30 protein-coding genes and 1 pseudogene are annotated in these 25688 nt (G+C 71.3%); 18 read left to right on the plus strand and 13 right to left on the minus strand.

Annotation, left to right across the window (positions count from 1 at the left end; all coding sequences use genetic code 11):
* Position 1: 1 nt before the first annotated feature.
* The 5 genes and pseudogenes from CFK41_RS05185 to CFK41_RS05205 form a co-directional block, all read right to left on the minus strand.
* Positions 2 to 721: an MSMEG_4193 family putative phosphomutase gene (locus CFK41_RS05185; RefSeq protein WP_174705960.1), complete on the minus strand. Its 720-nt coding sequence runs from the start codon at positions 719 to 721 to the stop codon at positions 2 to 4.
* 55 nt (positions 722 to 776) lie between these two features.
* On the minus strand, positions 777 to 1550 hold the full coding sequence (locus CFK41_RS05190; RefSeq protein ID WP_096798705.1) for a sulfurtransferase: 774 nt from the start codon (positions 1548 to 1550) through the stop codon (positions 777 to 779).
* A gap of 74 nt (positions 1551 to 1624) precedes the next feature.
* Complete coding sequence (locus CFK41_RS05195; protein ID WP_096798706.1) at positions 1625 to 1837, minus strand: helix-turn-helix domain-containing protein; 213 nt, start codon at positions 1835 to 1837, stop codon at positions 1625 to 1627.
* Between the two features lies 1 nt (position 1838).
* The gene (locus tag CFK41_RS05200) at positions 1839 to 2369 is read right to left on the minus strand and encodes a DUF2975 domain-containing protein (protein WP_096798707.1); all 531 of its coding nucleotides are present in this window, start codon (positions 2367 to 2369) and stop codon (positions 1839 to 1841) included.
* Between the two features lie 272 nt (positions 2370 to 2641).
* Positions 2642 to 3124, minus strand: a pseudogene (locus CFK41_RS05205) (phage tail protein).
* 168 nt (positions 3125 to 3292) lie between these two features.
* Between CFK41_RS05205 and CFK41_RS17720 the strand changes: the two are divergent.
* The 5 genes from CFK41_RS17720 to arr all read left to right on the plus strand — a co-directional run bounded on the left by CFK41_RS17720 (position 3293) and on the right by arr (position 6206).
* Positions 3293 to 4108 (plus strand): GNAT family N-acetyltransferase, encoded by an 816-nt coding sequence (locus CFK41_RS17720; protein WP_151904681.1) that lies wholly within the window; start codon positions 3293 to 3295, stop codon positions 4106 to 4108.
* A gap of 28 nt (positions 4109 to 4136) precedes the next feature.
* Positions 4137 to 4799: a YdeI/OmpD-associated family protein gene (locus CFK41_RS05220; protein WP_096798708.1), complete on the plus strand. Its 663-nt coding sequence runs from the start codon at positions 4137 to 4139 to the stop codon at positions 4797 to 4799.
* Positions 4796 to 5347, plus strand: a complete 552-nt coding sequence (locus tag CFK41_RS05225) for a pyridoxine/pyridoxamine 5'-phosphate oxidase (RefSeq protein ID WP_096798709.1) — start codon at positions 4796 to 4798, stop codon at positions 5345 to 5347. Before CFK41_RS05220 ends, CFK41_RS05225 begins: the two co-directional genes overlap by 4 nt.
* Positions 5348 to 5438: 91 nt before the next feature.
* On the plus strand, positions 5439 to 5723 hold the full coding sequence (locus CFK41_RS05230) for a hypothetical protein (protein ID WP_096798710.1): 285 nt from the start codon (positions 5439 to 5441) through the stop codon (positions 5721 to 5723).
* A gap of 57 nt (positions 5724 to 5780) precedes the next feature.
* Positions 5781 to 6206 (plus strand): NAD(+)--rifampin ADP-ribosyltransferase, encoded by a 426-nt coding sequence (gene arr, locus CFK41_RS05235; protein WP_096798711.1) that lies wholly within the window; start codon positions 5781 to 5783, stop codon positions 6204 to 6206.
* On the opposite strand, the gene CFK41_RS05240 is transcribed toward arr, so the two are convergent.
* The gene (locus tag CFK41_RS05240; RefSeq protein ID WP_096798712.1) at positions 6207 to 6926 is read right to left on the minus strand and encodes a VOC family protein; all 720 of its coding nucleotides are present in this window, start codon (positions 6924 to 6926) and stop codon (positions 6207 to 6209) included.
* A gap of 93 nt (positions 6927 to 7019) precedes the next feature.
* Here CFK41_RS05240 and CFK41_RS05245 point away from each other — a divergent pair, with 93 nt between their 5' ends.
* The 5 genes from CFK41_RS05245 (at position 7020) to CFK41_RS05265 (ending at position 10687) form a co-directional block, all read left to right on the plus strand.
* Positions 7020 to 7235 (plus strand): DUF6357 family protein, encoded by a 216-nt coding sequence (locus CFK41_RS05245; RefSeq protein ID WP_096798713.1) that lies wholly within the window; start codon positions 7020 to 7022, stop codon positions 7233 to 7235.
* A gap of 101 nt (positions 7236 to 7336) precedes the next feature.
* Entirely contained in the window at positions 7337 to 7669 is a 333-nt protein-coding gene (locus CFK41_RS05250) for a putative quinol monooxygenase (protein WP_096798714.1), read from the plus strand.
* A 50-nt stretch (positions 7670 to 7719) separates the two neighbouring features.
* Positions 7720 to 8340 (plus strand): cation transporter, encoded by a 621-nt coding sequence (locus CFK41_RS05255; protein ID WP_096798715.1) that lies wholly within the window; start codon positions 7720 to 7722, stop codon positions 8338 to 8340.
* Between the two features lie 109 nt (positions 8341 to 8449).
* Positions 8450 to 10045: a choice-of-anchor I family protein gene (locus CFK41_RS05260; RefSeq protein ID WP_151904682.1), complete on the plus strand. Its 1596-nt coding sequence runs from the start codon at positions 8450 to 8452 to the stop codon at positions 10043 to 10045.
* A 132-nt stretch (positions 10046 to 10177) separates the two neighbouring features.
* Positions 10178 to 10687, plus strand: coding sequence for a PIN domain-containing protein (locus CFK41_RS05265; protein ID WP_227873217.1), 510 nt, complete (start codon positions 10178 to 10180; stop codon positions 10685 to 10687).
* A 38-nt stretch (positions 10688 to 10725) separates the two neighbouring features.
* Here CFK41_RS05265 and CFK41_RS05270 read toward each other — a convergent pair whose 3' ends face one another.
* Positions 10726 to 12342 (minus strand): alkaline phosphatase D family protein, encoded by a 1617-nt coding sequence (locus CFK41_RS05270; RefSeq protein ID WP_096798716.1) that lies wholly within the window; start codon positions 12340 to 12342, stop codon positions 10726 to 10728.
* A gap of 106 nt (positions 12343 to 12448) precedes the next feature.
* Positions 12449 to 12688, minus strand: coding sequence for a PspC domain-containing protein (locus CFK41_RS05275; RefSeq protein ID WP_096798717.1), 240 nt, complete (start codon positions 12686 to 12688; stop codon positions 12449 to 12451).
* A gap of 179 nt (positions 12689 to 12867) precedes the next feature.
* On the opposite strand from CFK41_RS05275, the gene CFK41_RS05280 reads away from it, so the two are divergent.
* The 5 genes from CFK41_RS05280 to CFK41_RS05300 all read left to right on the plus strand — a co-directional run bounded on the left by CFK41_RS05280 (position 12868) and on the right by CFK41_RS05300 (position 17134).
* A complete protein-coding gene (locus CFK41_RS05280) occupies positions 12868 to 13653 on the plus strand; it encodes an amino acid ABC transporter ATP-binding protein (RefSeq protein WP_096798718.1) in 786 nt (261 codons plus the stop codon).
* Between the two features lie 41 nt (positions 13654 to 13694).
* Positions 13695 to 14558: a glutamate ABC transporter substrate-binding protein gene (locus CFK41_RS05285; RefSeq protein ID WP_096798719.1), complete on the plus strand. Its 864-nt coding sequence runs from the start codon at positions 13695 to 13697 to the stop codon at positions 14556 to 14558.
* A gap of 115 nt (positions 14559 to 14673) precedes the next feature.
* Complete coding sequence (locus tag CFK41_RS05290) at positions 14674 to 15348, plus strand: amino acid ABC transporter permease (RefSeq protein ID WP_096798720.1); 675 nt, start codon at positions 14674 to 14676, stop codon at positions 15346 to 15348.
* Positions 15345 to 16238, plus strand: a complete 894-nt coding sequence (locus tag CFK41_RS05295) for an amino acid ABC transporter permease (RefSeq protein ID WP_096798721.1) — start codon at positions 15345 to 15347, stop codon at positions 16236 to 16238. Before CFK41_RS05290 ends, CFK41_RS05295 begins: the two co-directional genes overlap by 4 nt.
* Positions 16239 to 16366: 128 nt before the next feature.
* Positions 16367 to 17134 carry a phosphatase PAP2 family protein gene (locus CFK41_RS05300; RefSeq protein WP_096798722.1) on the plus strand — a complete coding sequence of 256 codons (768 nt, stop codon included), beginning with the start codon at positions 16367 to 16369 and terminating at the stop codon, positions 17132 to 17134.
* A gap of 19 nt (positions 17135 to 17153) precedes the next feature.
* Here the strand turns inward: CFK41_RS05300 and CFK41_RS05305 are convergent, their stop codons facing one another.
* From CFK41_RS05305 to arfB, 3 genes are all read right to left on the minus strand, one after another.
* Positions 17154 to 17999: a DUF3152 domain-containing protein gene (locus tag CFK41_RS05305; RefSeq protein WP_151904683.1), complete on the minus strand. Its 846-nt coding sequence runs from the start codon at positions 17997 to 17999 to the stop codon at positions 17154 to 17156.
* A gap of 62 nt (positions 18000 to 18061) precedes the next feature.
* A complete protein-coding gene (locus CFK41_RS05310) occupies positions 18062 to 18658 on the minus strand; it encodes a 1-acyl-sn-glycerol-3-phosphate acyltransferase (protein WP_096798724.1) in 597 nt (198 codons plus the stop codon).
* Positions 18659 to 18734: 76 nt separating this feature from the next.
* Positions 18735 to 19175, minus strand: a complete 441-nt coding sequence (gene arfB, locus CFK41_RS05315; RefSeq protein WP_096798725.1) for an alternative ribosome rescue aminoacyl-tRNA hydrolase ArfB — start codon at positions 19173 to 19175, stop codon at positions 18735 to 18737.
* A gap of 96 nt (positions 19176 to 19271) precedes the next feature.
* Between arfB and CFK41_RS05320 the strand changes: the two genes are divergently transcribed.
* Both CFK41_RS05320 and CFK41_RS05325 read left to right on the plus strand, forming a co-directional pair.
* Positions 19272 to 19586: a 4a-hydroxytetrahydrobiopterin dehydratase gene (locus CFK41_RS05320; RefSeq protein WP_096798726.1), complete on the plus strand. Its 315-nt coding sequence runs from the start codon at positions 19272 to 19274 to the stop codon at positions 19584 to 19586.
* Between the two features lie 183 nt (positions 19587 to 19769).
* On the plus strand, positions 19770 to 22061 hold the full coding sequence (locus CFK41_RS05325) for a sodium-translocating pyrophosphatase (protein ID WP_096798727.1): 2292 nt from the start codon (positions 19770 to 19772) through the stop codon (positions 22059 to 22061).
* 36 nt (positions 22062 to 22097) lie between these two features.
* Here CFK41_RS05325 and CFK41_RS05330 read toward each other — a convergent pair whose 3' ends face one another.
* Together CFK41_RS05330 and CFK41_RS05335 are read right to left on the minus strand one after the other, a co-directional pair.
* Positions 22098 to 23384: an acyl-CoA dehydrogenase family protein gene (locus tag CFK41_RS05330; protein WP_096798728.1), complete on the minus strand. Its 1287-nt coding sequence runs from the start codon at positions 23382 to 23384 to the stop codon at positions 22098 to 22100.
* 118 nt (positions 23385 to 23502) lie between these two features.
* Positions 23503 to 23823, minus strand: a complete 321-nt coding sequence (locus CFK41_RS05335) for a hypothetical protein (RefSeq protein ID WP_096798729.1) — start codon at positions 23821 to 23823, stop codon at positions 23503 to 23505.
* Between the two features lie 178 nt (positions 23824 to 24001).
* Here CFK41_RS05335 and CFK41_RS05340 point away from each other — a divergent pair, with 178 nt between their 5' ends.
* Positions 24002 to 25663, plus strand: a complete 1662-nt coding sequence (locus tag CFK41_RS05340) for an ABC-F family ATP-binding cassette domain-containing protein (protein ID WP_096798730.1) — start codon at positions 24002 to 24004, stop codon at positions 25661 to 25663.
* Positions 25664 to 25688 lie beyond the last annotated feature (25 nt).

Raw genomic sequence — 25688 nt, forward strand, 5'->3', positions numbered from 1 at the left:
GTCATGACTCGATCCTAGGCCTCTGGTCCTCCGCTGTGTCGGTGCCGGCCCCGCCGCCCACCGGGGCATCACCGGGGGGAGCACTTCCTGCGAGCCACGAGAGATCGCCGGCGACGGTGTTGGTCGCCAGGACCCGGGGTCGGTTCGCGCCGTAGTTCACGATCGAGACAGACGCAGGGCCCACCTCGAGACGCTGGAACAGGTCGAGATGCGTGCCGAGGGCGTCGGCGAGGATCGACTTGATGATGTCGCCGTGGCTCACCGCCGCCCAGACCGCTCCCGGCCCGCGCTCGGCCTCGACGGCGGCATCGTGGCGCCGGATCGCCGCCACCGCCCGCGACTGCATCCCCGTCATGGACTCACCGCCGGGGAAGACGGCGGCCGACGGGTAGGACTGCACGGTCGACCACAGCGCCTCGGCGGCGAGCTCGGAGAGGGCGCGGCCCTGCCACTGGCCGTAGTCGCACTCCGTCAGGTCGGGTTCGACCAGGGAAGTCGGCGCGACCCGCTGCCGCTCGAGAATGGCCTGGGCGGTCTCCGCGCAGCGCTCGAGAGGGCTCGACACCACCGCGACCACGGGCACTGCTGCGAGCCGTTCCCCGGTTCGCGCCGCCTGGTCCCGGCCGGTCTGATCCAGGCTGACGCCGGGGGTCCGACCTGCCAGGACACCGGTCGCATTGGCTGTGGTGCGACCGTGTCGCACGAGGAGAACTGTGGCCATGCCTTCAGCCTAGCGAGGTGTGCCGAGCGGCTGCGAGGGCACCACCCACGGCGCCTCAGCAGGCTCGAGGCTCCCGCGCGGCGGCCGACGGGCTGGCGCCCTCTCGCGGCATGAGGTCCGGGGTGAGCGCCTCGCGCTCGTCGAAGACGAAGCACTCGCCCTCGAAATGCTCCTCGCCGACCGACTCGAAGTACCCGAGGATCCCGCCCTCGAGCTGGAGCGCGTCGATGCCCTCGTCGCGCAGATGGATCGCGGCCTTCTCGCAGCGGATGCCGCCGGTGCAGAAGCTCACCACGGTCCGACCCTCGAGCGCCTCGCGGTGGGATGCGGCCGCCGCGGGGAACTGCGTGAACCGCTCGATCCGCCAGTCGATCGCGCCGTCGAAGGTGCCGTAGTCGACCTCGAAGGCATTGCGGGTGTCGAGCATGACCACCTCGCGGCCCTCGTCGTCGCGGCCCTGGTCCAGCCAGCGCTTCAGGGTGGGCGGGGCGACGGCCGGAGCGCGCTCCTCGGCGGGGCGGATGGTGGGGTGGTCCATGCGGATGATCTCGTTCTTGAGCTTCACCAGCATCTTGCGGAACGGCTGCTCCTGCGACCAGCTCTCCTTCGTGGTCAGGGCCGTGAAACGGGGCTCCTCACGCAGGGAGTCCACGAAGCCGCGCACCGCGGAGGCCTCGCCGGCGAGGACCATGTTGATGCCCTCCTCCGCCAGCAGGATCGTGCCCTTCAGCCCGGCGGCCGTCGCACGCTCGCGCAGCACGGGGCGCAGCTGCTCCCGATCGGTGATCTGGGTGAACAGGTAGCCGGAGATGTTCAGGACGGATTCCACGCCCCGAGCCTAGGTCAACGGCGGGACGGGTCCGAGCGGGACAGCCGAGGCTGCCGGATCCCCCGTAAGGAGCGTCAGCTGTCCTCGGGCTCCCGCACGAGGACGTCACCGGGTGTGCAGTCGAGGACGCGGCAGATCGCATCGAGGGTCTCGAAGCGGACGGCGCGCGCCCGCCCGTTCTTGAGCACCGCGACATTGGCGGGGGTGATTCCGATGGCCGCGGCGAAATCGCCCACGCTCATCCCGCGCTCGGCGAGCAGCACGTCCAGCCGGACGGAGATGGCCACCTCAGATCACCTCGTCCAGCTCCTGGCGGAGGGTGACCGCCCGCTTGAGGAGGTCCCGCATCACGGCGACGACCAGTGCGCCGGCGATGCCCGTCGCGGCGCCGATCGTGCCGGCGATGAGCAGGCCCAGGCCGGTGCCCGTCTCCGAGCCCTCGGTGGCGGTGGTCGCCAGGGTGACCGGGGCGAGGACGTCGGTGAGTGCTGCGGCGAGGCTGAGCCCCGCCGCGAGGAGGCACGCCCCGATGGTCACATCGACCCAGAGGAAGGGGCGCTTGGTGAAGATCGAGTCGTTCCAGGAGTGCCGCAGGAGCATGCCGGTCGCGATGAGCACGGCCTCGAAGCAGGCGATCCCCAGGATCCCGATGGCCGTCAGCGCCCCCTGGGAGCGGGCGACCACCGGGTCGATGAGGGCTTCGTCGGCGAGAGCCGTCGGCACGACGACGGTCTGGAGGAAGACGCAGGCCAGGAGCGCAAGGAGGAGCCCGGCCTCGAGGATGATGATGAGGGTCCGACGGACGGTCTGCATGGTCATGCATCGAGTATCGATCGGTATCTATCGTTTGTCAATCGATAGGTGCGCGGTGCTCGAAAGCAGTGCTGGTGGTGGTGGGGGGGGCGGGCGCCTGCAGCGAGGTGAGTGCCCGGGCGAGAGCGCCCTGCCCGGCGCGGGGACGGCCGTTGGGAAGGAGCCGTGCGGTCGGCGGGTCGGGAAGGGGCACGCCGGCGGCAGCGGGTTCGGGCGCACATGCCGCCCGGCGGTGCTGTGGCGCTCTGATGCCTGGCTGTCCCGGCGTCGCCAGGAGCTCAGGCGCTCTCGGGCAGCGGGTGCTCGCCCTTGATGACGAAGTACGATCCGCGGATCGTGCCCGCGAGCTTCGACTTCTGCCGCGCGAACTTGAAGGCGGAGAGCTCCTAGGGCACCTCCATGCCCTCGGAGAGCTTCAGACCCACCGCGCGCTTGCCGCCGCCGGCCACGGTCCACAGCACGTTCAGTGACAGGCCGGACTCGTAGAACGCGTGCACCCAGTGGATGCCGTCCACGTCGTTGACGCTCAGCTCGAGCGCGGGGGAGGAGATGACCATGTCCCGCTCGCTGCGCAGGATCTCCTCGACCCAGGCGAGGGTGTCGGGCGCCTCCGCCACGGGCAGCACCGTGAAGGTGTGCTGGTACTTCGTCGAGAAGTAGCGGGCCTCGTTGGCGCGCAGACCGGCGAGGGTCGACGCGACGGGAGAGGACTCGAGGCCTTCCAGGGAGACGTCGGTGAAGGAGACGGGCTGCTGCGGCATGGGGACCTCCTGGTGCGGCGGGTGCCGACGGGGAGCTTAGACCGGTCGGCAGATCAGATCCCTTCCTGCCTCCTGTGCGGCTACGGGTGTCCGCGGGCTGTCGACGGCTCCCGTCTGTCGATGCGGACGGTCCGGTTCCGTCCGGTGGCCAGCGGATACCCTGCCTCGATGACTTCCCCGCACACCAGTGCCACTGTTCCTCTGGACGGCAAGATCTTCGCCGGCGTCCGCAATGCGGAGACCGGCCAGGTGGGTGCTTCGACGCGTTTCCACTACCACCAGGAGGCGGGCGAGATCTGGGCCGAGTACTCGGGCGGGGAGATCCGCCGAGGCCACCTCGTGGGAACCCGTGACGGGGAGAAGCTCACCTTCCGCTACGCCCATCTCAGCGAGGACGGGACCACGGCGACCGGCCGCTGCGAGAGTCGGATCGTGGTCCTCGACGACGGCCGCGTGCGGCTCGAGGAGTCGTGGGCCTGGGAGTCGCGCCCCGAGACCGGGACCAGCATCGTCGAGGAGGTGCGAGCCGAGGTTCCTCCCGCGCCCGCAGGCCGTCCGAGCGGCGTCGGGCCCAGCATCCGCCGGGCCGACGTCGAGGACGTGCCCGCCCTGCAGGCGTTCTGGGCGGTGGCCGGAGAGAACGCCTCCCGTCCCGGGGATGACGCGGCACTGGTCGAGAACCTGCTGCGCCGGGACGCCGACGCGATCCTCGTGGCCGAGGTGGACGGAGAGATCGTCGGCACCGTCATCGCGGGCTGGGACGGCTGGCGCGCCCATCTCTACCGTCTCGCGGTCGACCCCGACTCCCGAGGGCAGGGGATCGGCCGGCTCCTCATGCGGGCCGCGGAGGCGCGGCTGCGATCGCTCGGCGCGATCCGCTTCGACGCGATGGTGCTGAGTGGGAACACCCTCGGCGAGCGGGCGTGGGCGGCGATGGGCTACGAGCTCCAGGAGGACTGGCGGCGCTGGGTCCGCTTCGCCTGACGTCAGCGCCGGCCCATAGGCTGAGCCCATGAACCCCGATCCCGGAACTTCCGGCGGCACGGCCGAGCGGCCGGCGATCTTCTTCCGCGACGCCGATGAGTTCCGCTCGTGGCTCGAGCGCCACCACGACACCGACACCGAGCTGTGGATGGAGCTCCGGCTCGCGCACGTCACCGATCGAGGCCTGACATGGTCGGACGCGGTGATCGAGGCGCTGTGCTTCGGATGGATCGACTCGGTCTCCCAGCGCATCGACCAGGACTCCCGCCGCCAGCGCTGGACGCCGCGCACCGCCCGCAGCACCTGGTCGGCCGTGAACATCGCGCACGTCGAGCGGCTTCGGGCGGAGGGACGCATGCACCCCGCCGGCCTCGCCGCGTTCGATCGCCGCTCGGCCGAACGATCGGGCACCTACTCCCATGAGAACGAGGCGGCGGACCTCACCCCGGAGCTGCAGGCGATCCTCGACGCGTCTCCCGGCACTGGGGCATTCCTCGCCGAGGCCACCGCGGGATACCGCAAGGTCGTGCGGCACTGGATCATGACCGCGAAGCAGCAGAGCACCCGGGAGCGCCGGGCCCGGCAGCTCGTCGCCTGCTGCGAGGCCGGCGAGCTGATCCCGCTTCAGCGTCCGGGCCGCACCCCGGCCTGGCTCGCCCGCGCGGCCGAGGCCGCGGAGCAGACCTCATGACGGACTCCACGGCGAAGCAGCTGCGGGCGCTGCCTGCCCTGTCAGGTTCCGCGCCCTCCCTGGATCTCCGTGCTCTGCCCGAGGATCCGGTGATGCTCTTCCTGCAGTGGCTGGCCGTCGCGCAGGATCACCAGGTGGCGGAACCGCACTCGATGACCCTGTCGACCGTCGACGCCGACGGGGCGCCCGACGCGCGAGTGCTCGTGCTCAAGGACGTCGACGAGCGGGGCTGGGCGTTCGCCAGCACCCGGAGCAGCATCAAGGGCGGCCAGCTCGCGGCGAACCCGCACGCGGCCCTCACCTTCTGGTGGCAGCCCCTGGTGCGTTCGGTCAGGGTCCGCGGGGCCGTGGTCGAGGCGTCGCGCGAGGACAGCCTCGCCGACCTCCGCGCCAGGAGCGCGGCGGCCCAGGCGGCGGTGGATGCCGAGGACTGGACGCTCTGGCGGGTCCGGGCCACCCGCGTCGAGTTCTGGCAGGGCTCACCGGACCGCCGCCACGCACGCATCGTCTACGTGGCCGATGGGCGGCGCTGGCGGGTCGAGGGCTGACCGCGCGGAGCGTCCGCCGCCGCGCGAGCAGTGGAAGACTCGCCGCATGGATGCCCCGAAGGAGTCGCAGCGACCCCGGTACGCTCGACGCATGCGCGAGCTCTCCGACCACGGTTCGACCACACCGACCACGGACGCCCTGCGCAGGCGACAGCAGGAGCGGCTGACCAGATTCTTCGTCGGATTCGCCATCGTGGAGGGGGCGCTGCTCGCGGCCTGTGTGCTCGCCATCTACGTGCTCGACCTGATCGACCCCGAGATCGGCATCTGGCTGCTCATCGGCGTCGCCGCGCTCAGTGCCACCGTGCTGAGCACTGTCCTGGTGACGGCGACCAGACGGAACCAGCGCGAGCTCGACCAGAGCCACGGCGGCTGAGCCCGCGCCCCTCGCCGCGTTCCTCGTCGCCCCTGCTCCTCGTGGCAGACTCACCGCATGGATGCCTCGAAGGAGTCGCAGCGCCCCCTGTACTTCCACGGCACGCGCGCGGAGCTCGCCGTCGGTGATCAGATCACCGCAGGCCGTCCCTCGAACTACCGGCCCGAGGTGACGATGAACCACGTCTACTTCACCGCGCGGCGCGACGGCGGGGGACTGGCCGCCGAGATCGCCGTGCTGCTCGGTCCCGAAGGATCCGAGCCCCACGTCTATCGCGTGGAGCCGACGGGACCGTTCGAGGACGATCCGAACGTCACCGACAAGAAGTTCCCCGGGAACCCCACGCAGTCCTACCGCAGCACGGCGCCGCTGACCGTGCTCGAGGAGGTCACTGAGTGGACGCGGCTGGAGCCTGCGGAGGTCGAGATGTGGCGCGAGCGGCTCGCAGCGATGCAGGAGTCCCGCGCGGAGATCATCAACTAGTCACCGCGTGGTACCACTGCTGCGGCGGAGGCCGAACTCGTGGCCGCCGGGATCGGCCAGCTCGAGATGGCCGTCCTGGTCCTCGCGCCGTGTCGCCCCGAGGGCAAGCAGTCGCTCTACCTCGATCTCGGGTTCCGTGCAGATCAGATCGAAGCGCTGTCGGTTCCGGCGGTGCGCAGGGCGGGGCGGGTCCTCCTCCCAGGAGTCCCAGGAGATCTTCGTGCCGCCCAGCGGGGACTGGACCGCCGTCTGCCCCTGTTCGTCCAGCACCAGCGGCCAGCCCAGCGCGTCGCGCCAGAAACGGCCCACGGCCGGAGCCCCATCGCACGTGACCTCGCCGAGCGTGCCGGTCCCGGCGAGATAGGCGTTGCCCGGTTCGATGATGCACAGCTCGTTCCCCTGAGGATCCGCGAGGACCACGAACGGCTCCTCGGGTCCCTGGCCCACGTCGAGGTGCCGGCCGCCCAGTTCCAGGGCCCGTTCCACGATCGCCTGCTGGTCCTCCGCGCTGCTGCTGGTCAGGAGCAGATGCAGATGGCGAGGCCCAGCCTGCTCGGTCCGGGAGGTGACGAACCGCAGCCCCACCTGGGTCGCGTCACCCGGGACCGAGGCGCCGCCGGGTTCGAGGCGGACGCTCCGCTCGAGCATCCCTGCCCAGAAGGTCGCCGCGGACATCGCGTCGGCCACGTCGAAGACCACTGCGTCCAGTTCGAGTGCCATCTGCTCACGTTACGGCGAACCCTCGCGCACGGCGACCCCTCTGGGGGCTCGGTTCGACGTCCGCTGCCCGCCCGAGGATCTGAGGCCGGGCCCGTGGTGCCCGATCATGGGGACATCCTGGACCCGATCCTGCTCGGCGCCCCGGAGGAGGTGGACGCCACCCTCCGCGAGGTGCGTGTGGACCGCCGCGTCCTCGTCGCGCACCACGCCGGCCTCGACCTGCTGAATCGGCGGAGGTACTTCGACGCCGCGCAGTCCGCCACGCCCACCGCTGACTGGGGCCGGGTCCGGAAGCATCTCGGACCGTGAGCTCGGCAGCGGCCGGCGTCTCGCGGACGGCGACGTCCGCGCGACGTCACGCTCGATAAGGTCGCGGACGCACACGACGTCGACGAGCAAGGAACCGCGACATGACCGCCGAGCCCACAGGCAGCACGCGTCCCGACCCGGCACCCGGCGCCGTCGCGCTGACCGGCCGGCTGCTCTGCGCGGACCTCGACGAGGCCGCTGCGGTCCGCGAGCATCTGCCCGAGCACGTCGCCCTCACCCTCGCAGAGCCCGGCTGCCTCCGCTTCGCGGTCGAGCCGACGGAGGACCCCCTGGTCTGGACCGTCTCCGAGCTCTTCGAGGACCAGCTCGCGTTCGACGCGCACCAGGCCCGCGTCCGCTCGAGCAGGTGGTTCGAAGCCACCTCGGCGATCGCCCGGGACTACACCGTGGAGACCCTCACCGGCGAGGTCTGAGGGAGATGCTCGCGTGCCGCACCGGGCCGCGAACCTGAGATGATCCGTCGGTGCCCCACAGCGCCTTCGACCCCCGAGCAGTGCGTCGCGCGGTCCTCACCGTCGCGCTGCTGAACCTCGGCTACTTCGTCGTCGAGTTCACCGTCGCGCTCGGAGCAGGCTCCGTGGCGCTGCTCGCCGACAGCGTCGACTTCCTCGAGGACACCGCGATCAACCTCCTGATCGTCGTGGCCCTCGGCTGGGCCACCGCCCGACGGGCCGTGATGGGCAAGGTCATGGCGCTCGTGATCCTCGTGCCTGCCGCGTTCGCCGCCTGGGAGGCGGTCAGCAGGTTCCCCGCGCCACCGGCACCGGCGGTGCTGCCCGTCGTCCTCGCCTCCCTCGGCGCCGTGGTGGTCAACGGCGCCAGCGCCCTGATCATCTCCCGCGTGCGCCGGCACGGCGGCTCGCTGGGCCGTGCCGCCTTCCTCTCCGCCCGCAACGACGTGCTGGTCAACCTCGCCATCATCGCGATGGCGGTGATCACGGCCTGGACCGCCTCCGGCTGGCCCGACCTCGTGCTGGGCTGCCTGATCATCCTGCTCGCGCTGCACGCGGCCCATGAGGTGTGGGAGGTCAGCGAGGAGGAGCGACTGGGCGCCCGCGCGCTCGCCGGGGAGACGATCGACTGACGGGCCCGCGACGTCGGGCGGGGCCCCCGGAGACGATCGACACCGGGCATTCACCGTCCCGTCATCATCCGGTCTCCGGGTCCCCGACAGGCTTCTCTACGGTGCGCGCATGTCCCTCACCCAGCGCACCCGCCGTGCAGCCCTCGCCCTGACCGCGACCACCGCCCTCACCGCCCTGCTCGGAGCGGGCAGCGCCACCGCCGCCCCCGCCCACGAGGTCACCCTCACCCCGCTCGGCACCTACTCCACCGGGGCCTTCGACGAAGGCGCCTCCGAGATCGTCGCCCATGACCCCGCCACCCAGCAGGTCTTCGTGGTCAACGCCCAGGCCGGCACCGTCGACGTCCTGGACATCTCGGATCCGACCGCTCCCACGAAGGTGGGCACCCTCGACACCCCGGGCGCCAACTCCGTCGCCGTCCACGGTGGTCTCATCGCGGTCGCCGAGCAGGCCGAGACCACCACCGACCCCGGCACCGTCTCCTTCTTCGACGGCGGCAGCCTGGAGAAGATCCGCTCGCTGACCGTGGGCGCCCTGCCCGACATGGTCACCTTCACCCCGGACGGCAGGAACGTCCTGGTCGCCAACGAGGGAGAGCCGGAGGGCTACGACGAAGGACAGGTCGATCCCGAGGGCAGCGTCTCCGTCGTCTCCCTCGCGAACGGCGTCGAGAAGGCCCGGGTGCGCACCGCGGGCTTCCACCCCTTCAACGGCCGCGCCGGACAGCTGGAGGATGCCGGAGTGCGCCTCGTCGGGCCCGGTGCCTCCGTCGCCCAGGACCTCGAGCCCGAGTACATCACCACCAGCACGGACGGACGCACCGCCTGGGCCACCCTCCAGGAGGCCAACGCCGTCGCCGTCATCGACGTGCAGTCCGCACGGATCGTGGACATCGTGCCCCTGGGCCTCAAGGACCACTCCGTGCCGGGACAGGGCCTGGACGCCTCCAAGGACGACGACGCCCTCGACATCACCACGCACCCGGCCCAGGGCATGTACATGCCCGACGCCGTCTCCTCGTACGAGACCCCGGACGGTGAGGAGTTCCTGGTCACCGCCAACGAGGGCGACGCCCGCGAGTACGACGGCTTCGAGGAGGAGGTCGAGGTCCAGGACCTCACGCTGGACCCCGCGGCGTTCCCCGACGCGGAGGAGCTGCAGCTCGAGGAGAACCTCGGCGGTCTCACGGTCTCCTCCGCCTCGCCGCAGGGCCCGAACGGCTACACCGAGCTGCACTCCTTCGGCGGCCGGTCCGTGAGCATCCTGGACCGCTCGGGGAAGATGGTGTGGGACAGCGGCGACGGCCTCGAGCAGCTGATCGCCGAGGAGCATCCCGAGGACTTCAACTCTGACCACTCCGAGAACGGCTCCTTCGACGACCGCAGCGACAACAAGGGCCCCGAGCCCGAGGGCGTGACCGTCGGCGCGATCGGCGAGCAGCGCTACGCCTTCGTCGGCCTCGAGCGTGACTCCGGCATCGCCGTCGTGGACGTCACGGATCCGCAGAGCGCCGGGATCGTCGGCTACGCGACGGGCCGCGACTTCTCGGGCGACCCGGAGGCCGGCACGGCCGGTGACCTGGGTCCGGAGGGCCTGCACTTCATCACGGCGGAGGACAGCCCCACCGGCCGGCCGCTGCTGGTCGTCGGCAACGAGGTCTCCGGCACCACCACGATCTGGGAGGTCGAGGCACCGGGGGCCTGAGCCCGCGCCGTCGGGAAGGCCCGGAGCTGCCCCCGCCGCGACGGACCGCTCCGGCCCGGCCGTGCACCTGTGAGTGCGCAGCGGAGCATAGGGTCGATGGCCGGATCACCACGGAGCCCGAGGAGGCACTCCATGCGCGAGCGGACCGCGATTCCTGCGGACGGGCCGGGGGACGACCGGCACGCGGACCGATCGGACGACGCGCCGGACAGCGCGATGCCGGACGCCGGGGCGACGGGCACCGACCTCCCTGATGTCCTCGGAGCGCCCACGACCGTGGTCGTGGACGCCGCCAACTGCGTGGGCAGCGTGCCCGACGGCTGGTGGCGCGATCGCGCCGGGGCGACGCGGCGGCTGCGCGACGCGCTCGACCCCGAAGGCCTCGGCCAGGACCTGCAGCTCGACGCGACCCCCGCCCTGATCCTGGTGGTCGAGGGGCGGGCCCGCGGCGTCGACTCCACGCCGACGGTGCAGGTCGTGGAGGCCCCCGGCATCGGCGACGACACGATCGTCGACGTCGTCGAACGGCTCTCCGACCAGGGGGAGAGCGCCGTCGTCGTCACCGCGGACCGCGAGCTGCGGTCGCGGGTGACCGCCCTGGGGGCTCGCACCGTCGGCCCCCGCGTCGTACGCTCGCGCTGAGCTGGCCCGCACGGGCGAGCCGGCCCACCGGCCGCCGTTCAGCTCTCCGGGGTCAGCGTCCGGGTGTACTGCACATCGCCGTTCGCGTCGATGAGCTCGACCGTGAACGCCTCGCCCTGCGGCGCGACCTCGACCCGGCCGAAGAACTGTCCGGTGCCGTCGCGCGGGGAGCCCATCGTGGGGCCGGCCTTCTGGAAGTCGACGTGCGGCCCGAAGGTCATGTCCATCTCGTTGGGCCCGAAGGACCCGGAGTTGATGGGGCCGGCGACGAACTCCCAGAACGGGTCGAAGTCGGTGAAGGCGGCGCGCTCGGGGGAGTAGTGGTGGGCGGCGCAGTAGTGGACGTCGCCGGTCAGGAACACGATGTTCTTCGTCTTCTGCGCCTTGATCCCCGAGAGCAGGCGGGCCAGCTCGAGCTCACGGCCCAGCGGCGCGCCGTCCTCCGCGTTGGCGATCGACTCCTGCCCCTTGCCGTCGGGGACCACGATGCCCAGCGGCAGATCGGCGAGGATCACCTTCCAGGTGGCCTTGGACGTCCGGAGACCGCGCAGCAGCCACTGCAGCTGCTCCTCGCCCAGCATGGAGGTCTCGTGCTGCTCGAGCCCGTCGGTGTTCTCGCCCTTGTCGGTGCGCATGTCGAGCACGAACACGTCCAGATCGGGGCCGCGCTCGATCTGGCGGTAGATGCGTGTGGGCTCGAAGCCCGATCCGCGCGACATCGCCCGCGGGTCCGCGATCGGCTGGTACTCCTGCCAGGCCCGTCGGCCCCGGGCGGCGAGGGTGTTCACGTCCCGCACCGTGTAGCGGTCGTCCTCGAGCACCTCGCCTGCCCACCAGTTGTTGGTGGTCTCGTGGTCGTCCCAGGTGGCGATCACCGGCACCTCGGCGTACATCGCACGGATGTTCTCGTCCATCAGGTTGTAGCTGTGGCGCCCGCGGAACTCCTGCAGCGTCTCGGCCACCTTGGAGACCTCCTCGGTCACGAGGTTGTGCCACACGGTGCCGTCGGGCTCCTCGACGGACTCGGCGATCGGGCCGTCGGCGTAGATCGTGTCCCCGGCGTGGAGGAAGAAGTCCGGGGCCAGCGAGCGCATGGTCTCGTAGCCGAACATGCCCCCCACATCGGGGTTGATGCCGTAGCCCTGGCCGGCGGTGTCGGCCGTCCACACGAAGGTGTGGGCGCCGTCGGAGCGGCGACCCGGCGCGGTGCTGAAGCGGCCGGTGCCCACCTCGCCGCGCCGCCCGTGCTCGTCCTCGAAGAAGATCTCCGTCTCGAAGAAGGTGCCGGCGGGGAGTCCGTCCGCGCTGAGGCGTGCGGTGAAGTCGGTCTCGGGCCGGGCCCATCCGCCGCGCAGGGTGATCGGGCCGTGCCCCTTGCCCTTGCCGCGGGGGCTCACCCGCTCGCCGTCGGCGTCCAGCGCATGCAGCACCGCGTGCAGGCGGCCGGCGCCCGAGGCGCGGGACCACAGCACCGCCGAGCGGGAGGTGACGTCGCCGGTCTGCAGCCCGGACGGCAGCGTCAGCCGGGAGCCGACGGGGCCGACGGGCCGCGCCGGCGCGGCGAGCGCCGAGCCGACGGGGAGGGTCGTGGCGAGGGCGGCGGCCGCGGCGCCCTGGAGGAGGGCGCGGCGGTTCGGGGAGGGGATTCTCTGCATGCGGCGAGTCAACGCCGTCGCCGTGACGGGCGCGTGACAGCGCGATGAATGCTCGGGGACCAGGTGGCTCCCGCGGGGCGGACTCCGGTGCCCGGGGAGCTGCCGGTCAGTCCGGGAGCACCCGTTCCAGCGGGATGGACCCGTCCTGCCAGGGCAGCAGCGCCCAGGCGATCAGATACGCGCCGAGGCCCAGCACGGGCAGCAGGAAGGAGGCGAGGACCAGCACGCGGACCAGCCAGACGTTCACCCCGAAGGCGTCGGCGAGGCCGCCCGAGATGCCGCCCACGAGCCGCTGGGGGCCTCGTCGGAACCGGAGTCGTCGCAGGGAGTCGAAGAGTGATCTCATGGCAGCGACGCTACGCGCAGGATCGACGCACCGCACCGGGGATGACCCTCGGAGGGACCGGGGGTTCTCCCCATGGCGGACGGCCGGGCCGGAACCCTGCTCCGCCGAACAGGCAACGATTTGATCAAGGCGCCTGCGACCACGAGGAATGCGGTCATCGAGCCGATAGCCTCTCGGGCATGACGCAGACCACACCGGAGTCGGAGAGCGCCGCCCCGACAGCCAGGCGACCCCTGGTCGAGCTCCAGAACGTCAACAAGCACTTCGGCTCGTTCCAGGCTCTGACCGACATCGACCTCACCATCCCCGAGGGGCAGGTCGCGATCGTGATCGGCCCCTCCGGCTCCGGCAAGTCGACGCTGTGCCGCACCATCAACCGGCTCGAGACGATCGACGAGGGCGGCCGCATCCTCATCGACGGCAAGGTCCTGCCCGAGGAGGGCAGGGCCCTGGCCACCCTCCGCGCCGAGGTGGGAATGGTGTTCCAGTCCTTCAACCTCTTCGCCCACAAGTCGATCCTCGAGAACGTCACCGTGGGGCCGATCAAGGTCAAGGGCATCAAGAAGGCCCAGGCGGAGAAGGAGGCCATGGAGCTCTTGGAGCGCGTCGGAGTCGCCCAGCAGGCCAAGAAGATGCCGGCCCAGCTCTCCGGCGGGCAGCAGCAGCGCGTCGCGATCGCGCGGGCGCTCGCCATGAAGCCCAAGGTCATGCTGTTCGACGAGCCCACCTCCGCCCTGGACCCGGAGATGGTCCAGGAGGTCCTCGACGTCATGGTCCAGCTCGCCAGGGAGGGCATGACCATGGTCGTGGTCACCCACGAGATGGGCTTCGCGCGCAAGGCCGGGGACCGCGTCATCTTCATGGACGCCGGGCGGGTCCTGGAGGACACGGACCCGGAGTCCTTCTTCACCGCACCGCAGCACGAACGGGCCAAGAACTTCCTCGGGAAGATCCTGGCCCACTGATCGCACGCCCCCGACGACCACACCCACCTTCTGGAGGAACCATGCGCAAGAAGCTCGCATCCGCAGCGGCGATCGCCGCCGCAGCCACCCTGGCCCTGTCCGCCTGCTCGCCGTCCCAGTCCGGAGGCGGGGAGGGCGGCAGCGACGACGGCGGCGGCGACGGCCTCCGCATCGGCATCAAGTACGACCAGCCCGGTCTCGGCTTCCGCGAGGGCGACGGCGCCCCGACCGGCTTCGACGTCGAGGTCGCGAAGTACGTCGCGGGCGAGCTGGGCTACGCCGAGGACGAGATCGAGTGGGTCCAGACCCCCTCGGCCAACCGCGAGAACGCCCTCGAGGGCGGCGAGGTCGACATGATCTTCGCGACCTACTCCATCACCGACGAGCGCGACGAGCGCATCGACTTCGCCGGCCCCTACTTCGTGGCCGGCCAGGATCTCCTGGTGCGCGCCGACGACACCGAGATCACCGGCCCGGACGCCCTGGACGGCAAGAACCTCTGCTCGGTGACCGGTTCGACCTCCGCCCAGAAGATCAAGGACGAGTACTCCTCCGGCGTGGAGCTGGTGGAGCAGGGCGGCTACGCCGAGTGCGTGACCTACCTCGAGTCCGGCCAGGTCGACGCCGTGACCACGGACGACATCATCCTCGCCGGCCTGGCCGCGACCCCGGAGAACTCCGGCAAGTTCAAGGTCGTCGGCAACGCCTTCAGCGTCGAGCGCTACGGCGTGGGCATCCCCACCGGTTCCGAGAACTGCTCGGGCATCAACGACGCCATCACCAAGATGAAGGAGGACGGCGCCTGGCAGAAGGCGCTGGACACCGCCACCGAGGGCACCGGCTACGCGCCCTCCGAGGAGCTGAACAGCGGCGCCGACGCCCAGCTCGAGTCCTGCGACGACTGAGCTGACCTCCTCCCACCGATGACGGTGACGGGACGGGCCGCAGCCCGTCCCGCCACCGCCCTCCCCGTCGCCTGACGGACCCATCGGCGGCCGCAGGCCCCCGGACAGGAAGCACATGAACGGATTCCTCGACGTCTTCACCGAGTACGACGTGCTCGGCGCCTTCTGGATGAACATCAAGCTGACGGCCTTCGCCGCCGTCGGCTCCTTCGTGCTGGGCGTCGTGCTGGCCCTGTTCCGGATCTCACCGGTGGGCTCGTTCCGGGCCATCGGCACCGGCTACGTCAACATCGTCCGCAACACCCCGCTGACGATCATCATGGTGCTCGGCGTGCTCGCGGTCTGGGGCCAGCTCAAGGTCACCTTCTTCTCCAGCTTCGACCTGAACTTCTTCACCTACGCGGTGATCGCCCTGACGCTCTACCACGCCTCCTTCGTGTGCGAGGCGATCCGGTCCGGGGTGAACACCGTGCCGCTGGGGCAGGTGGAGGCGGCGCGCGCCATCGGCCTCACCTTCCTCCCCGCAGCCCGGATCGTGGTGCTCCCGCAGGCTCTGCGCGGAGCGATCACGCCGCTGGGCAACACCCTCATCGCCCTGACCAAGAACACGACGGTCGCCGCAGCCGCCTCGGTGGCGGAGGCCTCCGGCCTGATGCGCACCATGCTCGAGTTCAACCCGGATCTGATGATCTACATCTTCCTCACGATCGCCATCGGCTTCTGCGCGATCGTCATCCCCATGGGCCTGGTGACCACCTGGCTCTCCGACAAGCTGGCGGTGGCCCGATGAGCGCGCAGCCCGGCGTCCTCTTCGACGCCCCCGGACCGAAGGCCCGGCGCAACGTCCTGATCGCGAACGTGATCGCCCTCCTCGGAGTGCTGGCGATCGCCGCCCTGGTGCTGATGCAGCTGAACACCCAGGGCCAGCTCGCCCCGCAGAAGTGGCTCAGCGCCGTGAACGGCAGCGCCTGGTCCAACTACTACCTGCCCGGTCTGCAGTTCACGCTGCAGTCCTCCGGCATCGCCGTGATCACCGCGATGCTGTTCGGTCTGGTGTTCGGATTCCTGCGCCTGGCCCCCTTCGCGATCGTCCGCGGAGCCGCCGGCGTGGTCGTGGAGTTCTTCCGCGCCGTGCCGGTGCTGGTGATGATGTTCTTCCTGTACTTCTTCCTCGCGCGGAACGTCGCTTCCGCAGGGTTCATCGCCAACGAGGACTCCGCCTACTTCGCCGTGATCATCGGCCTGACCGTCTACAACGGCGCGGTCATCGCCGAGCTGATCCGCTCCGGGGTGAGGTCGCTGCCGAAGGGGCAGCGGGAGGCCGCCGCCGCGATCGGCATGACCAACGGCCAGTCCCTGCGGATCGTGGAGATCCCGCAGGCGCTCACGGCGATGCTGCCCTCGCTGCTCAGCCAGTTCGTGGTGATCCTCAAGGATTCCGCGCTCGGATACATGATCGGCTTCTACGAGCTCCTGCAGTATTCGCGCCAGCTCGGCTCGGGATATTCCAACATTCTGCAGACCCTCGTGGTCGGAGCGCTGATATTCATCGCGATCAACTACCTCCTCACGAAGGTGGCGTCCTGGCTGGCGGGCAGGCTGTCCTCCCGCACCGGCGGTGATACGGCTCCCACCACGTCCACCACGATGGCTCCCACCCCGCAGGCGGGCGTGCGGTGACCTGCGCCGACGGTCGCGCGGCCGTCTGATCTCCGCTCGACGCCGGGGCCGGAGGGCAGGGCGGGGGATGAGAGCTTGACCGCTCGGACTGGGAGGAGTGCACAGAATCCTTTTAGACTTCTTGACCAATGGTCGCCGAAATCGAGTCCCCGCGTGATGCCCTCCTCGACACCCGTGTCGCCGGCGGGCGTCATCTCCTGCGTGAACGCTCGTGGTGGGACCGCCTGACCTCGGCTCCGAGTCTCGCCATCGCCCTGCTGCTGGTGATCCTGCTGGCCGCCGGACCCCTCCAGCCGATGGACCTCTTCCTGGCCAAGCGCTGGCTGTACCGCATCGAGCCGGGGCTGCTGCCGTTCGCGCAGGACGTGCTGGATCCCATCGCCGGCCAGATGGTCTGCCTGCCGGTCCTGCTGCTCGTCGCCGCGGTGATCGCCCGGAAGCTGCGCTCCTGGCGCCCGCTGCTCATCGCGGGCCTGGCCGAGCTGGGGTTCCTGGCGGGCGTCGGCTCGATGAAGGTCATCCTCGCCCGCGGCGTGACCTACGAGCGTGACCCGCGCTTCTTCGAGGCGGGGTTCCTCGACATGGGGGCGAAGGGCATCAGCTTCCCCTCCGGTCACGCCTCCGAGGCGGTGCTGATCTACGGTGCCGCCGTGTACCTCATCGCCCGGTACACCGACGCCTCGCAGCGCCTGGTGCGGATCCTGACCGGGGTGGTCGTGGCGATCTGCATCAACTCCGTGACCGTCTCGTTCCTCATCGGCTGGCACTGGGCGAGCGATCTCGTCGGCGGGCTCCTCGCCGGGGGTCTCTTCCTGCGCCTGATCGTCGACTGGGACGAGCGCTCCCGGCGGCGATCCGAGGACCTCGGCGCGGAGCCGATCCCCGAGAGCGCCTGAGCGCGGCCCCGGGGCGCCCTCAGCGCCCGGGCTCCTCGGCCGGCCACGCGTTCGGCACGCAGCCCTGCAGATCGATCGACTGCTGGAGCATCACAGGGGCGGGCTCGCCGTCCGCCCCGCACTTCTCGTGGCCGTGCCCGAGGAAGTGCCCCACCTCGTGGTTGATCATGTACGCGCGGTAGGGCCCGAGCTCCTCGTAGGTCGGGGTGGCGTGCAGCCAGCGGTCCGAGTTCAGCGCGACGTCCGGCCCGATCCGGCAGCTCCACAGGCCCCCGGTCCTCGCCGGGAGGCACAGCTCGTCGACTGTCGGAGGAGAGGCCAGGGAGATGGTGAACTCGGCCTCCTCGAGCGTCGCGACCTGCTGGAAGGTCACCTCCTCGAGGTCCTGCCAGCCCCGGGGATCCGCCAGGACCTCCGCGATCGCCGCAGCCGCCTCATCGGCCTCGATGCCGGTCCCGCCCTCGACGCGCACGGCATAGCGATGCACAGTGGATCCTGGGTCCGACGGGGCGGCGACAGGGCCGGCGACAGGGTCGGCGACCATCCAGGTGCCGTCGCCGACCGTGCCGCTGCGCACGATCTCCTGCTCGTCGGCCGTCGCGCCGTCCTCCTGTCCCTCGGACTCCGGGGTGGGGGAGGAGAGCGCGGACTTCTTCTCCGCGGCGGCCCCGCCCGCGTCGCTCGTCGCCGTGGAGGGATCGCCGGAGGTCGCGGGCGGCTCGGCCGCGCCGTCGCGGAGGGCGCGGACGATCGAGATCAGTGCCAGGACCAGAAGCAGGACCGCCAGCAGCACCACGACGGAGCGGACCTGCCGTCCGCGACGAGTGAGCCGGAGGGGGGATCGGGGCGCCGTGGGCTGGGTCACAGGGGTACGTTACGGGAGGTCGCCGCCGGTCACCGGCAGGAACACACGCGCGGAGCCGTCCCTCAGGCGGCGTCTCCCGGCGCCTCCGCGGGACCGTCCTCCTCGCGCAGGCGCGGTTCGACCCGCAGGGACGGGTGGTAGCCGGAGCAGTCCGCGTAGAAGTCGCGGATCCGGTCCATGTCCGCGCCGATGTCGCCGGTCAGCTCGATGCTCGGGCCGAGGCCGGTGGTCATCGTGGTGCGGTCCACGTAGCCCAGCACCACCGGCATGCCGGTCCGACGGGCGATGCGGTAGAAGCCGGACTTCCACACCTCGTGCGCGCCGCGGGTGCCGTCGGGGGTGATCACCAGGCCGAACACCTCGCCGGAGTGTGCCCGTGCCACGACCTCCTCGACCACGCGGGACGGATCCGAGCGGTCCACCGGGATCCCGCCGAGGGCTCGCATCAGCGGCCCGCGCCAGGAGGTGAACAGGGTGTGCTTGCCCAACCAGCGCAGCGGCATCCGCAGATGCCAGGCGATGGCCAGCATGAACACGAAGTCCCAGTTCGAGGTGTGCGGGGCGCCGATGATCACGGCGGGGCGCTGCGGAGCGGGCTCCGAGACGAGCTTCCAGGGGCTGAGGGCCCAGAAGGCTCGGGAGAGGAGGTGACGGAGCATGCGCTCAACCTAGGCCAGATCCACCGCCAGGGGGGCATCCATCCAGCGGCCGCCCCGACGCCACGACGGTTCCGGGTCAGTCGGAGCCGGGCTGACGCCGCGACTGCTTCAGGGAGGACCGCTGCCGCTTGGCCTCGAGCCGTCGACGCTTCGAGCCCTTGGTGGGCCGGGTCGCTCGGCGCACCACCACCGGCGCCACCGCCTCGCGCAGCAGCGCGGCGAGCCGCTCACGGGCCGCGCGACGGTTCTGGCGCTGGGAGCGCTGCTCGGCGGCGGTGACGGTGAGCACCGAGCCGGATGAGCGGGCGGACAGACGGGCGAGGACCCGGGCGCGCTGCACCTCGTCCAGCGCTGTGGTGGCGGCGAGATCCAGGCTCAGCTGCACGCGGGAATCGGTGGTGTTCACCCCCTGCCCGCCGGGGCCGGAGGCATGGGAGAACTGCTCACGCAGCTCGGCCGCCGGCACGCGCAGGCCACGGGGCGCCCCCGGGCCCGGCGTCACCAGCAGATCGTCCATGCCTCCAGTGTCCCGTACGGGAGGATTGCTCGCCGCTCAGCGGACCGGCACGCCGCAGGGGTGGTCGTCGCGGTCCGACGGGGGCACGATGGGTGCATGGCCGATCCGAAGCAGACCCTGACCCCCACCGAGATCGAGGAGGCCGCCCTCGCCGAGTGGCGACAGGACGGCGAGACCCTCGTCGCGCGGTTCGCCACCGGCGACTTCGCCACCGGTCTCGATCTCGTGGCGCGCATCGGCGCCGACGCCGAGCAGGCGGACCATCATCCCGACCTGACCCTCACGTATCCCGAAGTCGGCGTGAGGCTCTCGAGCCACGACGTCGGCGGGATCACCAGCCGCGACCTCGATCTCGCGCGCCGGATCAGCGGACACGCGGCCGCCCTGGGCGTCACCGCTGCGCCGGACTGATCGCCGTCGGCCCGCAGCGGGTGCTCGACGCGGACCCGCAGTCCGGGGGAGGGGGCGGAGCCGAGTATTCCCGAATCCCCGTTCCCGGGAACGGATCGCGACTAGGGTGCCCGCATATCGCGGCGGCGTCGAGCGCGGCGAGATGACGGACCCCAGACCCACGACGACGTGCGGAGGACCCTCATGAACCCCGACACCATCACACTCTCGGCCGCGAGCCTCACCACGGTGGTCGTGATCGTGGTGATCTCGCTGATCGCGATCGCCATGGCCCTGCGCTTCCGGGCGGAGGTGCTGCGCGCGAAGACCGGGACCGAGGCCATGAACGCCGTCGCCGGCGCCGTGCAGGAGGGAGCGGCGGCCTACCTCCGCCGGCAGCTGCGCACACTGGGCATCTTCGCCGTCGTCGCCTTCCTGCTGCTCCTGCTGCTGCCGGCCCACGGGGCGTCGGGTGCGGAGGGGATGCTGCTGCGCGGCGCCCGGTCCGTCGCCTTCTTGGTCGGCGCGGCGTTCTCGGGGTTGATCGGCTACCTCGGGATGTGGCTCGCGGTCCGGGCGAACGTCCGCGTGGCGGCGGCCGCCCACGAGACGGGTCGAGATCCGGCGATGCTGATCGCGGTGCGCACCGGCGCCTGCGTGGGCATGGCCACCATCGGCTTCGGGCTCCTCGGCGCCGGCATCGTGGTGCTGATCTTCCGCGGGGACGCCGCTCTGGTGCTCGAGGGCTTCGGATTCGGCGCCGCGATGGTCGCGATGTTCATGCGCGTGGGCGGAGGCATCTTCACCAAGGCCGCCGACGTGGGTGCTGACCTCGTGGGCAAGGTGGAGAAGAACATCCCCGAGGACGACCCCCGCAACGCCGCGACCATCGCCGACAACGTGGGCGACAACGTGGGCGACTGCGCCGGCATGGCGGCGGATCTCTTCGAGTCCTATGCAGTGACGCTGGTCGCCGCCCTGATCCTGGGCCGGGCGGCCTTCGGCGAGGCGGGGATGGTGTTCCCGCTGATCGTCCCCGCCATCGGCGTCCTCACGGCGCTGATCGGCATCTACCTCACCGCTCCGAAGACGGGCCAGAGCGCGCTGACCACGATCCGACGCTCCTTCCTGATCTCCGCCGTCATCTCCGCGGTGCTGTGCTCGGTGGCCGCCTTCGTGTACCTGCCGGGCAGCTTCGCCGAGCTGGGCGTGGACCGGGCGGATGCCGCGATCGACGATCCCCGGATCGTCGCCGCCGGCGCCGTGGCGATCGGCATCGCCCTCGGCGTGCTGATCCTCTACCTCACCGGCTACTACACCAGCACCGAGGACCGCCCGGTGCGCCAGGTCGCCGGGACCTCCCGCACGGGCGCCGCCACCGTGGTGCTCTCCGGCTTCGCCCTGGGCCTGGAATCGGCAGTGTTCACCGCCCTGGTGATCGCGGCCGCGGTGTTCGGGGCGTTCCTCCTCGGCGGCTCCGGGATCGCCGGGCTGTTCGCGATCGCGCTCGCCGGCTGCGGCCTGCTCACCACGGTGGGCGTGATCGTCACGATGGACACCTTCGGCCCCGTCACGGACAACGCTCAGGGCATCGCCGAGATGAGCGGGGACGTGGACGGCGAGGGCGCCCAGGTGCTCACCGAGCTCGACGCCGTTGGCAACACCACCAAGGCGATCACCAAGGGCATCGCGATCGCCACCGCCGTGCTCGCCGCGACCGCCCTGTTCGGCTCCTACACCGATGCGATCCACGAGGTGCTCGGCGATCGCTACCAGGACTTCCTGGACCAGTCGGTGGTCTTCGCCCCGCAGACCCTGGTGGGCGTGATCATCGGCGGCGCCGTGGTGTTCCTGTTCTCCGGCCTCGCGATCAGCGCCGTCGGCCGTGCCGCCGGCGCCGTCGTGTACGAGGTGCGCCGTCAGTTCCGGGAGATCGCCGGGATCATGGAGGGCACCGCGAAGCCCGAGTACGGACGTGTGGTGGACATCGTCACCCGCGATTCGCTGCGGGAGCTCGCCACCCCGGGCCTGCTCGCGGTCGCCGCCCCGATCGCCGTGGGCTTCGGCCTCGGTGCCCCCGCCCTGGCCGGCTATCTCGCCGGCGCCATCGCCACCGGCGTGCTGATGGCCATCATGCTCGCCAACTCCGGCGGAGCCTGGGACAACGCCAAGAAGATCGTGGAGGACGGCCACCACGGCGGCAAGGGCTCCCTCGCCCACGAGGCCACCATCATCGGCGACACCGTGGGCGATCCCTTCAAGGACACCGCCGGCCCCTCGATCAACCCGCTGATCAAGGTGATGAACCTGGTCGCCGTGCTGATCGCCCCCGCTGTGGTGGGGATGAGCGCGCTCAGCGGCGACGCGAACCCGGTGCGGTACCTGATCGCCGCGGCGGCCGTGATCGCGATCGCGGTGCCGGTGACGATCTCGATCCGCCGCGGCGTGGTCCTGGACACCGAGGACGAGGAGGCACCCGCGACCGAGCGCGCCTGAGCGGCGCCCGGCGCGGATGCTCTGCCCGCGAGGGGATCACACGCCGACGGGCTGCGCCTCGGACGGCTCAGAGGCTCGCTCGCCGGACGCCTCGGCCGACCGATCGGCGACCTGCCCGGCGCTCTCCTGCGCGGAGGAGGTGACCGTGCCGATACCCCACTGGAATCCGGGCGGGGTGCCGTTGACCTCCCAGTCGCCGATCTCCTTGGCCTTGTAGACCCACGGGTTGTGCGAAGCGACGGTACGGGCGTTGCGCCAGTGGCGATCCAGCGCCGTGCTCCGGCGCACGGCGGAGGCGCCCAGAGCGTCGAACAGCCGGGTCGCGGCCTCGGGCACCAGACGCGAGGTGATGACCTGGGCCCGGGCCGAGGCGATCTCGGTCTCGATGACGGCGGAGCGGGCGTCCTCGCTGCGGGCGGCGGTGGCGTCGTGCGCGGCCTGCACGGCCTGTGCGACCTGATCCGCGAGGGCGGCTGCTGCGTGGGAGACGGCGGAGATCTCGCCGACCACCTGGAGGATCTGCGGGTCCTGGCGCACCCGATCGGCGTTGCCGTGGCTGTAGGTGCGGGTACGGGCGGCCACGGCGGCGACGGCGTCGGCCTCGACGGCGGCGGCGATCCCGGCATGCACGGCCACGAGCACCAGCTGGTAGACGGCGGTCTGGTAGCCGAACCGGTCCTCGAAGGGGATCACGTCGCGGCTCTCGAGGCGGGCGCCGTCGTAGATGATGGTCCCGGTGCCGGTGAGCTGCTGGCCGAAGCCGTCCCAGTCGTCGCTGATGGTCACCGCGGGCTGGTCCAGGGGGACCACGGCGATGTGCTGGCTGCCATCGGCCGCCTGGACGAGGGTGTCGGAGTAGTCCGCGAAGATCGACCCGGTGGTGTAGAACTTCCGGCCGGTCACCTCGGCCGCCTCGCCCTCGACGGTGATGCTCGTGCCGAAGGCGCCGCGCTCGACGGAGCCGATCTCCGACCAGGCGTTCCCGATCACGGCGCCGCCGAGGATCTTCTCCAGCCAGCGCTCCCGGAACTCGGTGTGGGGCGTGACCAGGATGTCCTCGACGAACGCGATGTGCCCGCGCCAGATCTGCGGGAGGTTCGAGTCGGCGGCCGCCAGATCGATCAGCAGTGCGGTCAGCTGCGGGATCGTCGCGCCCAGGCCTCCCTGCTCGACCGGGATGCGCACGGTCCCGAAGCCGGCCTCGGCCAGGGCGCGCACCGCGTCGACGGGGAGGGATCGCTCCTGTTCGCGGTCCAGCGTGCCAGCGGCGACGGTCTCGAGGATCGGGGAGAAGCGGGCGCGGAGCTCGGCGATCGTGGTCATGTCTGTCCTTCGGTCGTCTCAAACGGGTGGTGATGACAGACCCTAGGGCGAGCAGACCTTCCCGGTCACGGTTCCTGTCTCACGCCGTCATCGAGCGACAAACCCGCGTGACGAACGGTCACGGCCGGCCGGAGGCCGGGGCGCACGAGTCCAGGTGGGCGAGCACCTGCTCCACGAGCTCGTCGAGGGTCCGCGTCTCCTGCAGGGTGGGGAACTGCGGATGGGGGATGCCGACGATCCAGTGGGACGTCGGACCGTCCTCGAGCTTCGCGACGATGATCGTCGGACCGCCGGGCAGGGGGATGCGCAGCAGCGGCCGATCCGGGTCCAGCAGGAGTGTTGCGTCCAGCTGCGGGCGCGCGCTGAACAGCGCCGCCCGTATCTGCTCGCGTTCCAGCCAATCGCCGAAGGCGGCCGCCATGATGGGGGTGAAGAGCACGGTCCCTCGTGGGTGATGAACGAACGGACTCCGGGAAGAGCGAAGGTCAGGACATGGAGCGGAAGATCGGGACCACACTGCCGTATGGGGCGGACATTCTGGTTCGAAGCCCAGGTGTCGTCGCGTCGTCCCACGTGGTCGCGGCATGCCTCCCGGTGGGTGGTGCGAGAATGCTCGGATGACCGCCACTCTCGTCACCCACGGCCTGACCGGCGGCTACGGCCACCGCGTCCTGTTCGACGGGGTCGACCTCACCGTCGCCCCGGGAGACGTGATCGGCGTGGTCGGCGCGAACGGCGCCGGCAAATCCACCCTGCTGCGCCTGCTGGCGGGCGTGGAGACGCCGCACGACGGTTCTGTCTCGCTCTCCCCGTCCGACGGCTTCGTGGGCTGGCTGCCCCAGGAGCACGAGCGCCGGGCCGGGGAGACCGTCGGGGCGTACATCGCCCGCCGCACCGGCTGTGCGCAGGCCACCGCCGAGATGGACGCCGCGGCCGCCGCCCTCGAGGAGCCCGCTCCGCGCGGAGGTCCGGACCCGGCCGACGTGTACGCCACCGCGCTGGACCGCTGGCTCGCCAGCGGCGCCGCCGACCTCGAGGAGCGGATCCCGGTGGTGCTCGCCGAGCTCGGCCTGCCCGTCTCCGTGGGCGCGCTGGATCAGACCCTGATGACCGCGCTGTCCGGCGGGCAGGCGGCCCGGGTGGGGCTCGCCGCGCTGCTGCTGAGCCGGTTCGACCTCGTGCTCCTGGACGAGCCCACCAACGACCTCGACCTCGACGGGCTGCAGCGCCTCGAGGCCTTCGTGCAGGGGCAGCGTGGAGGAGCGGTGCTGGTCAGCCACGACCGTGAGTTCCTCGCCCGCTGCGTCACCGAGGTGCTCGAGCTCGATCTCGCCCAGAACTCCCACCGCCTCTACGGCGGCGGGTACGACGCCTACCTCGAGGAGCGGGCCACCGTGCGCCGCCATGCCCGCGAGCAGTACGAGGAGTTCGCCGCCTCGAAGGCGGATCTCGTCTCCCGGGCCCGCACCCAGCGTGAATGGTCCAGCCAGGGCGTGCGCAACGCGATGAAGAAGTCCCCGGACAACGACAAGATCCGCCGCCGCGCGCAGTCCGAGTCCAGCGAGAAGCAGGCGCGCAAGGTGCGCCAGATGGAGAGCCGGATCGCACGCCTCGACCAGGTGGAGGAGCCGCGCAAGGAGTGGCAGCTGCAGTTCTCCATCGGCGCGGCGCCCCGTTCCGGTGCGGTGGTGGCGACCCTCTCCGGCGCCGTGGTGCGCCAGGGCGGCTTCACCCTGGGCCCGGTCTCGGTGCAGGTCGACTCCGGGGACCGGATCGGCATCACCGGCCCCAACGGCGCCGGGAAGTCGACCCTGCTGCGCGCGCTGCTGGGCGCCCGGGAGGTCGACGAGGGCTCCGCCGCGCTCGGCGCGAACGTGAGGATCGGGGAGATCGATCAGGCCCGCTCCCTGTTCACCGGCGCGCTCCCGCTGGCCGACGCCGTCGAGGCCCAGCTGCCCGAGCTCTCCCCGGCGGAGGTGCGGACGCTGCTGGCGAAGTTCGGGCTCCGCGCGGATCACGTGGGCCGGCCCTCGCAGGAGCTCTCACCGGGGGAGCGGACCCGCGCCGCGCTCGCCCTGCTGCAGGCCCGCGGAGTGAACCTGCTGGTCCTCGACGAGCCCACGAACCATCTGGACCTGCCGGCGATCGACCAGCTGGAGCAGGCGCTGGAGAGCTACGAGGGCACGCTGCTGCTGGTCACCCACGACCGGCGCATGCTCAAGACCGTGCGCACCGACCGGCGCTGGCACGTCGAGTCCGGGACGCTGCAGGAGCTCTGAGCCGCTCGGGTGCCGGAGCGCCCGC

Origin of the sequence: Brachybacterium ginsengisoli, assembly GCF_002407065.1 — a bacterium.
Classification (GTDB): domain Bacteria; phylum Actinomycetota; class Actinomycetes; order Actinomycetales; family Dermabacteraceae; genus Brachybacterium; species Brachybacterium ginsengisoli.

Coding starts and splice junctions, on each gene's coding strand:
- CFK41_RS05185 (WP_174705960.1), bottom strand. CDS start 721: ATGGCCACAGTTCTCCTCGTGCGACACGGTCGCACCACAGCCAATGCG.
- CFK41_RS05295 (WP_096798721.1), top strand. CDS start 15,345: ATGAGCGCGCAGCCCGGCGTCCTCTTCGACGCCCCCGGACCGAAGGCC.
- CFK41_RS05330 (WP_096798728.1), bottom strand. CDS start 23,384: ATGACCACGATCGCCGAGCTCCGCGCCCGCTTCTCCCCGATCCTCGAG.
- CFK41_RS05260 (WP_151904682.1), top strand. CDS start 8,450: ATGTCCCTCACCCAGCGCACCCGCCGTGCAGCCCTCGCCCTGACCGCG.
- CFK41_RS05290 (WP_096798720.1), top strand. CDS start 14,674: ATGAACGGATTCCTCGACGTCTTCACCGAGTACGACGTGCTCGGCGCC.
- CFK41_RS05250 (WP_096798714.1), top strand. CDS start 7,337: ATGACCGCCGAGCCCACAGGCAGCACGCGTCCCGACCCGGCACCCGGC.
- CFK41_RS05300 (WP_096798722.1), top strand. CDS start 16,367: ATGGTCGCCGAAATCGAGTCCCCGCGTGATGCCCTCCTCGACACCCGT.
- arfB (WP_096798725.1), bottom strand. CDS start 19,175: ATGGACGATCTGCTGGTGACGCCGGGCCCGGGGGCGCCCCGTGGCCTG.
- CFK41_RS05275 (WP_096798717.1), bottom strand. CDS start 12,688: ATGAGATCACTCTTCGACTCCCTGCGACGACTCCGGTTCCGACGAGGC.
- CFK41_RS05220 (WP_096798708.1), top strand. CDS start 4,137: ATGAACCCCGATCCCGGAACTTCCGGCGGCACGGCCGAGCGGCCGGCG.
- CFK41_RS05270 (WP_096798716.1), bottom strand. CDS start 12,342: ATGCAGAGAATCCCCTCCCCGAACCGCCGCGCCCTCCTCCAGGGCGCC.
- CFK41_RS17720 (WP_151904681.1), top strand. CDS start 3,293: ATGACTTCCCCGCACACCAGTGCCACTGTTCCTCTGGACGGCAAGATC.
- CFK41_RS05240 (WP_096798712.1), bottom strand. CDS start 6,926: ATGGCACTCGAACTGGACGCAGTGGTCTTCGACGTGGCCGACGCGATG.
- CFK41_RS05310 (WP_096798724.1), bottom strand. CDS start 18,658: ATGCTCCGTCACCTCCTCTCCCGAGCCTTCTGGGCCCTCAGCCCCTGG.
- CFK41_RS05285 (WP_096798719.1), top strand. CDS start 13,695: ATGCGCAAGAAGCTCGCATCCGCAGCGGCGATCGCCGCCGCAGCCACC.
- CFK41_RS05200 (WP_096798707.1), bottom strand. CDS start 2,369: ATGACCATGCAGACCGTCCGTCGGACCCTCATCATCATCCTCGAGGCC.
- CFK41_RS05320 (WP_096798726.1), top strand. CDS start 19,272: ATGGCCGATCCGAAGCAGACCCTGACCCCCACCGAGATCGAGGAGGCC.
- CFK41_RS05280 (WP_096798718.1), top strand. CDS start 12,868: ATGACGCAGACCACACCGGAGTCGGAGAGCGCCGCCCCGACAGCCAGG.
- CFK41_RS05225 (WP_096798709.1), top strand. CDS start 4,796: ATGACGGACTCCACGGCGAAGCAGCTGCGGGCGCTGCCTGCCCTGTCA.
- CFK41_RS05230 (WP_096798710.1), top strand. CDS start 5,439: ATGCGCGAGCTCTCCGACCACGGTTCGACCACACCGACCACGGACGCC.
- arr (WP_096798711.1), top strand. CDS start 5,781: ATGGATGCCTCGAAGGAGTCGCAGCGCCCCCTGTACTTCCACGGCACG.
- CFK41_RS05325 (WP_096798727.1), top strand. CDS start 19,770: ATGAACCCCGACACCATCACACTCTCGGCCGCGAGCCTCACCACGGTG.
- CFK41_RS05340 (WP_096798730.1), top strand. CDS start 24,002: ATGACCGCCACTCTCGTCACCCACGGCCTGACCGGCGGCTACGGCCAC.
- CFK41_RS05265 (WP_227873217.1), top strand. CDS start 10,178: ATGCGCGAGCGGACCGCGATTCCTGCGGACGGGCCGGGGGACGACCGG.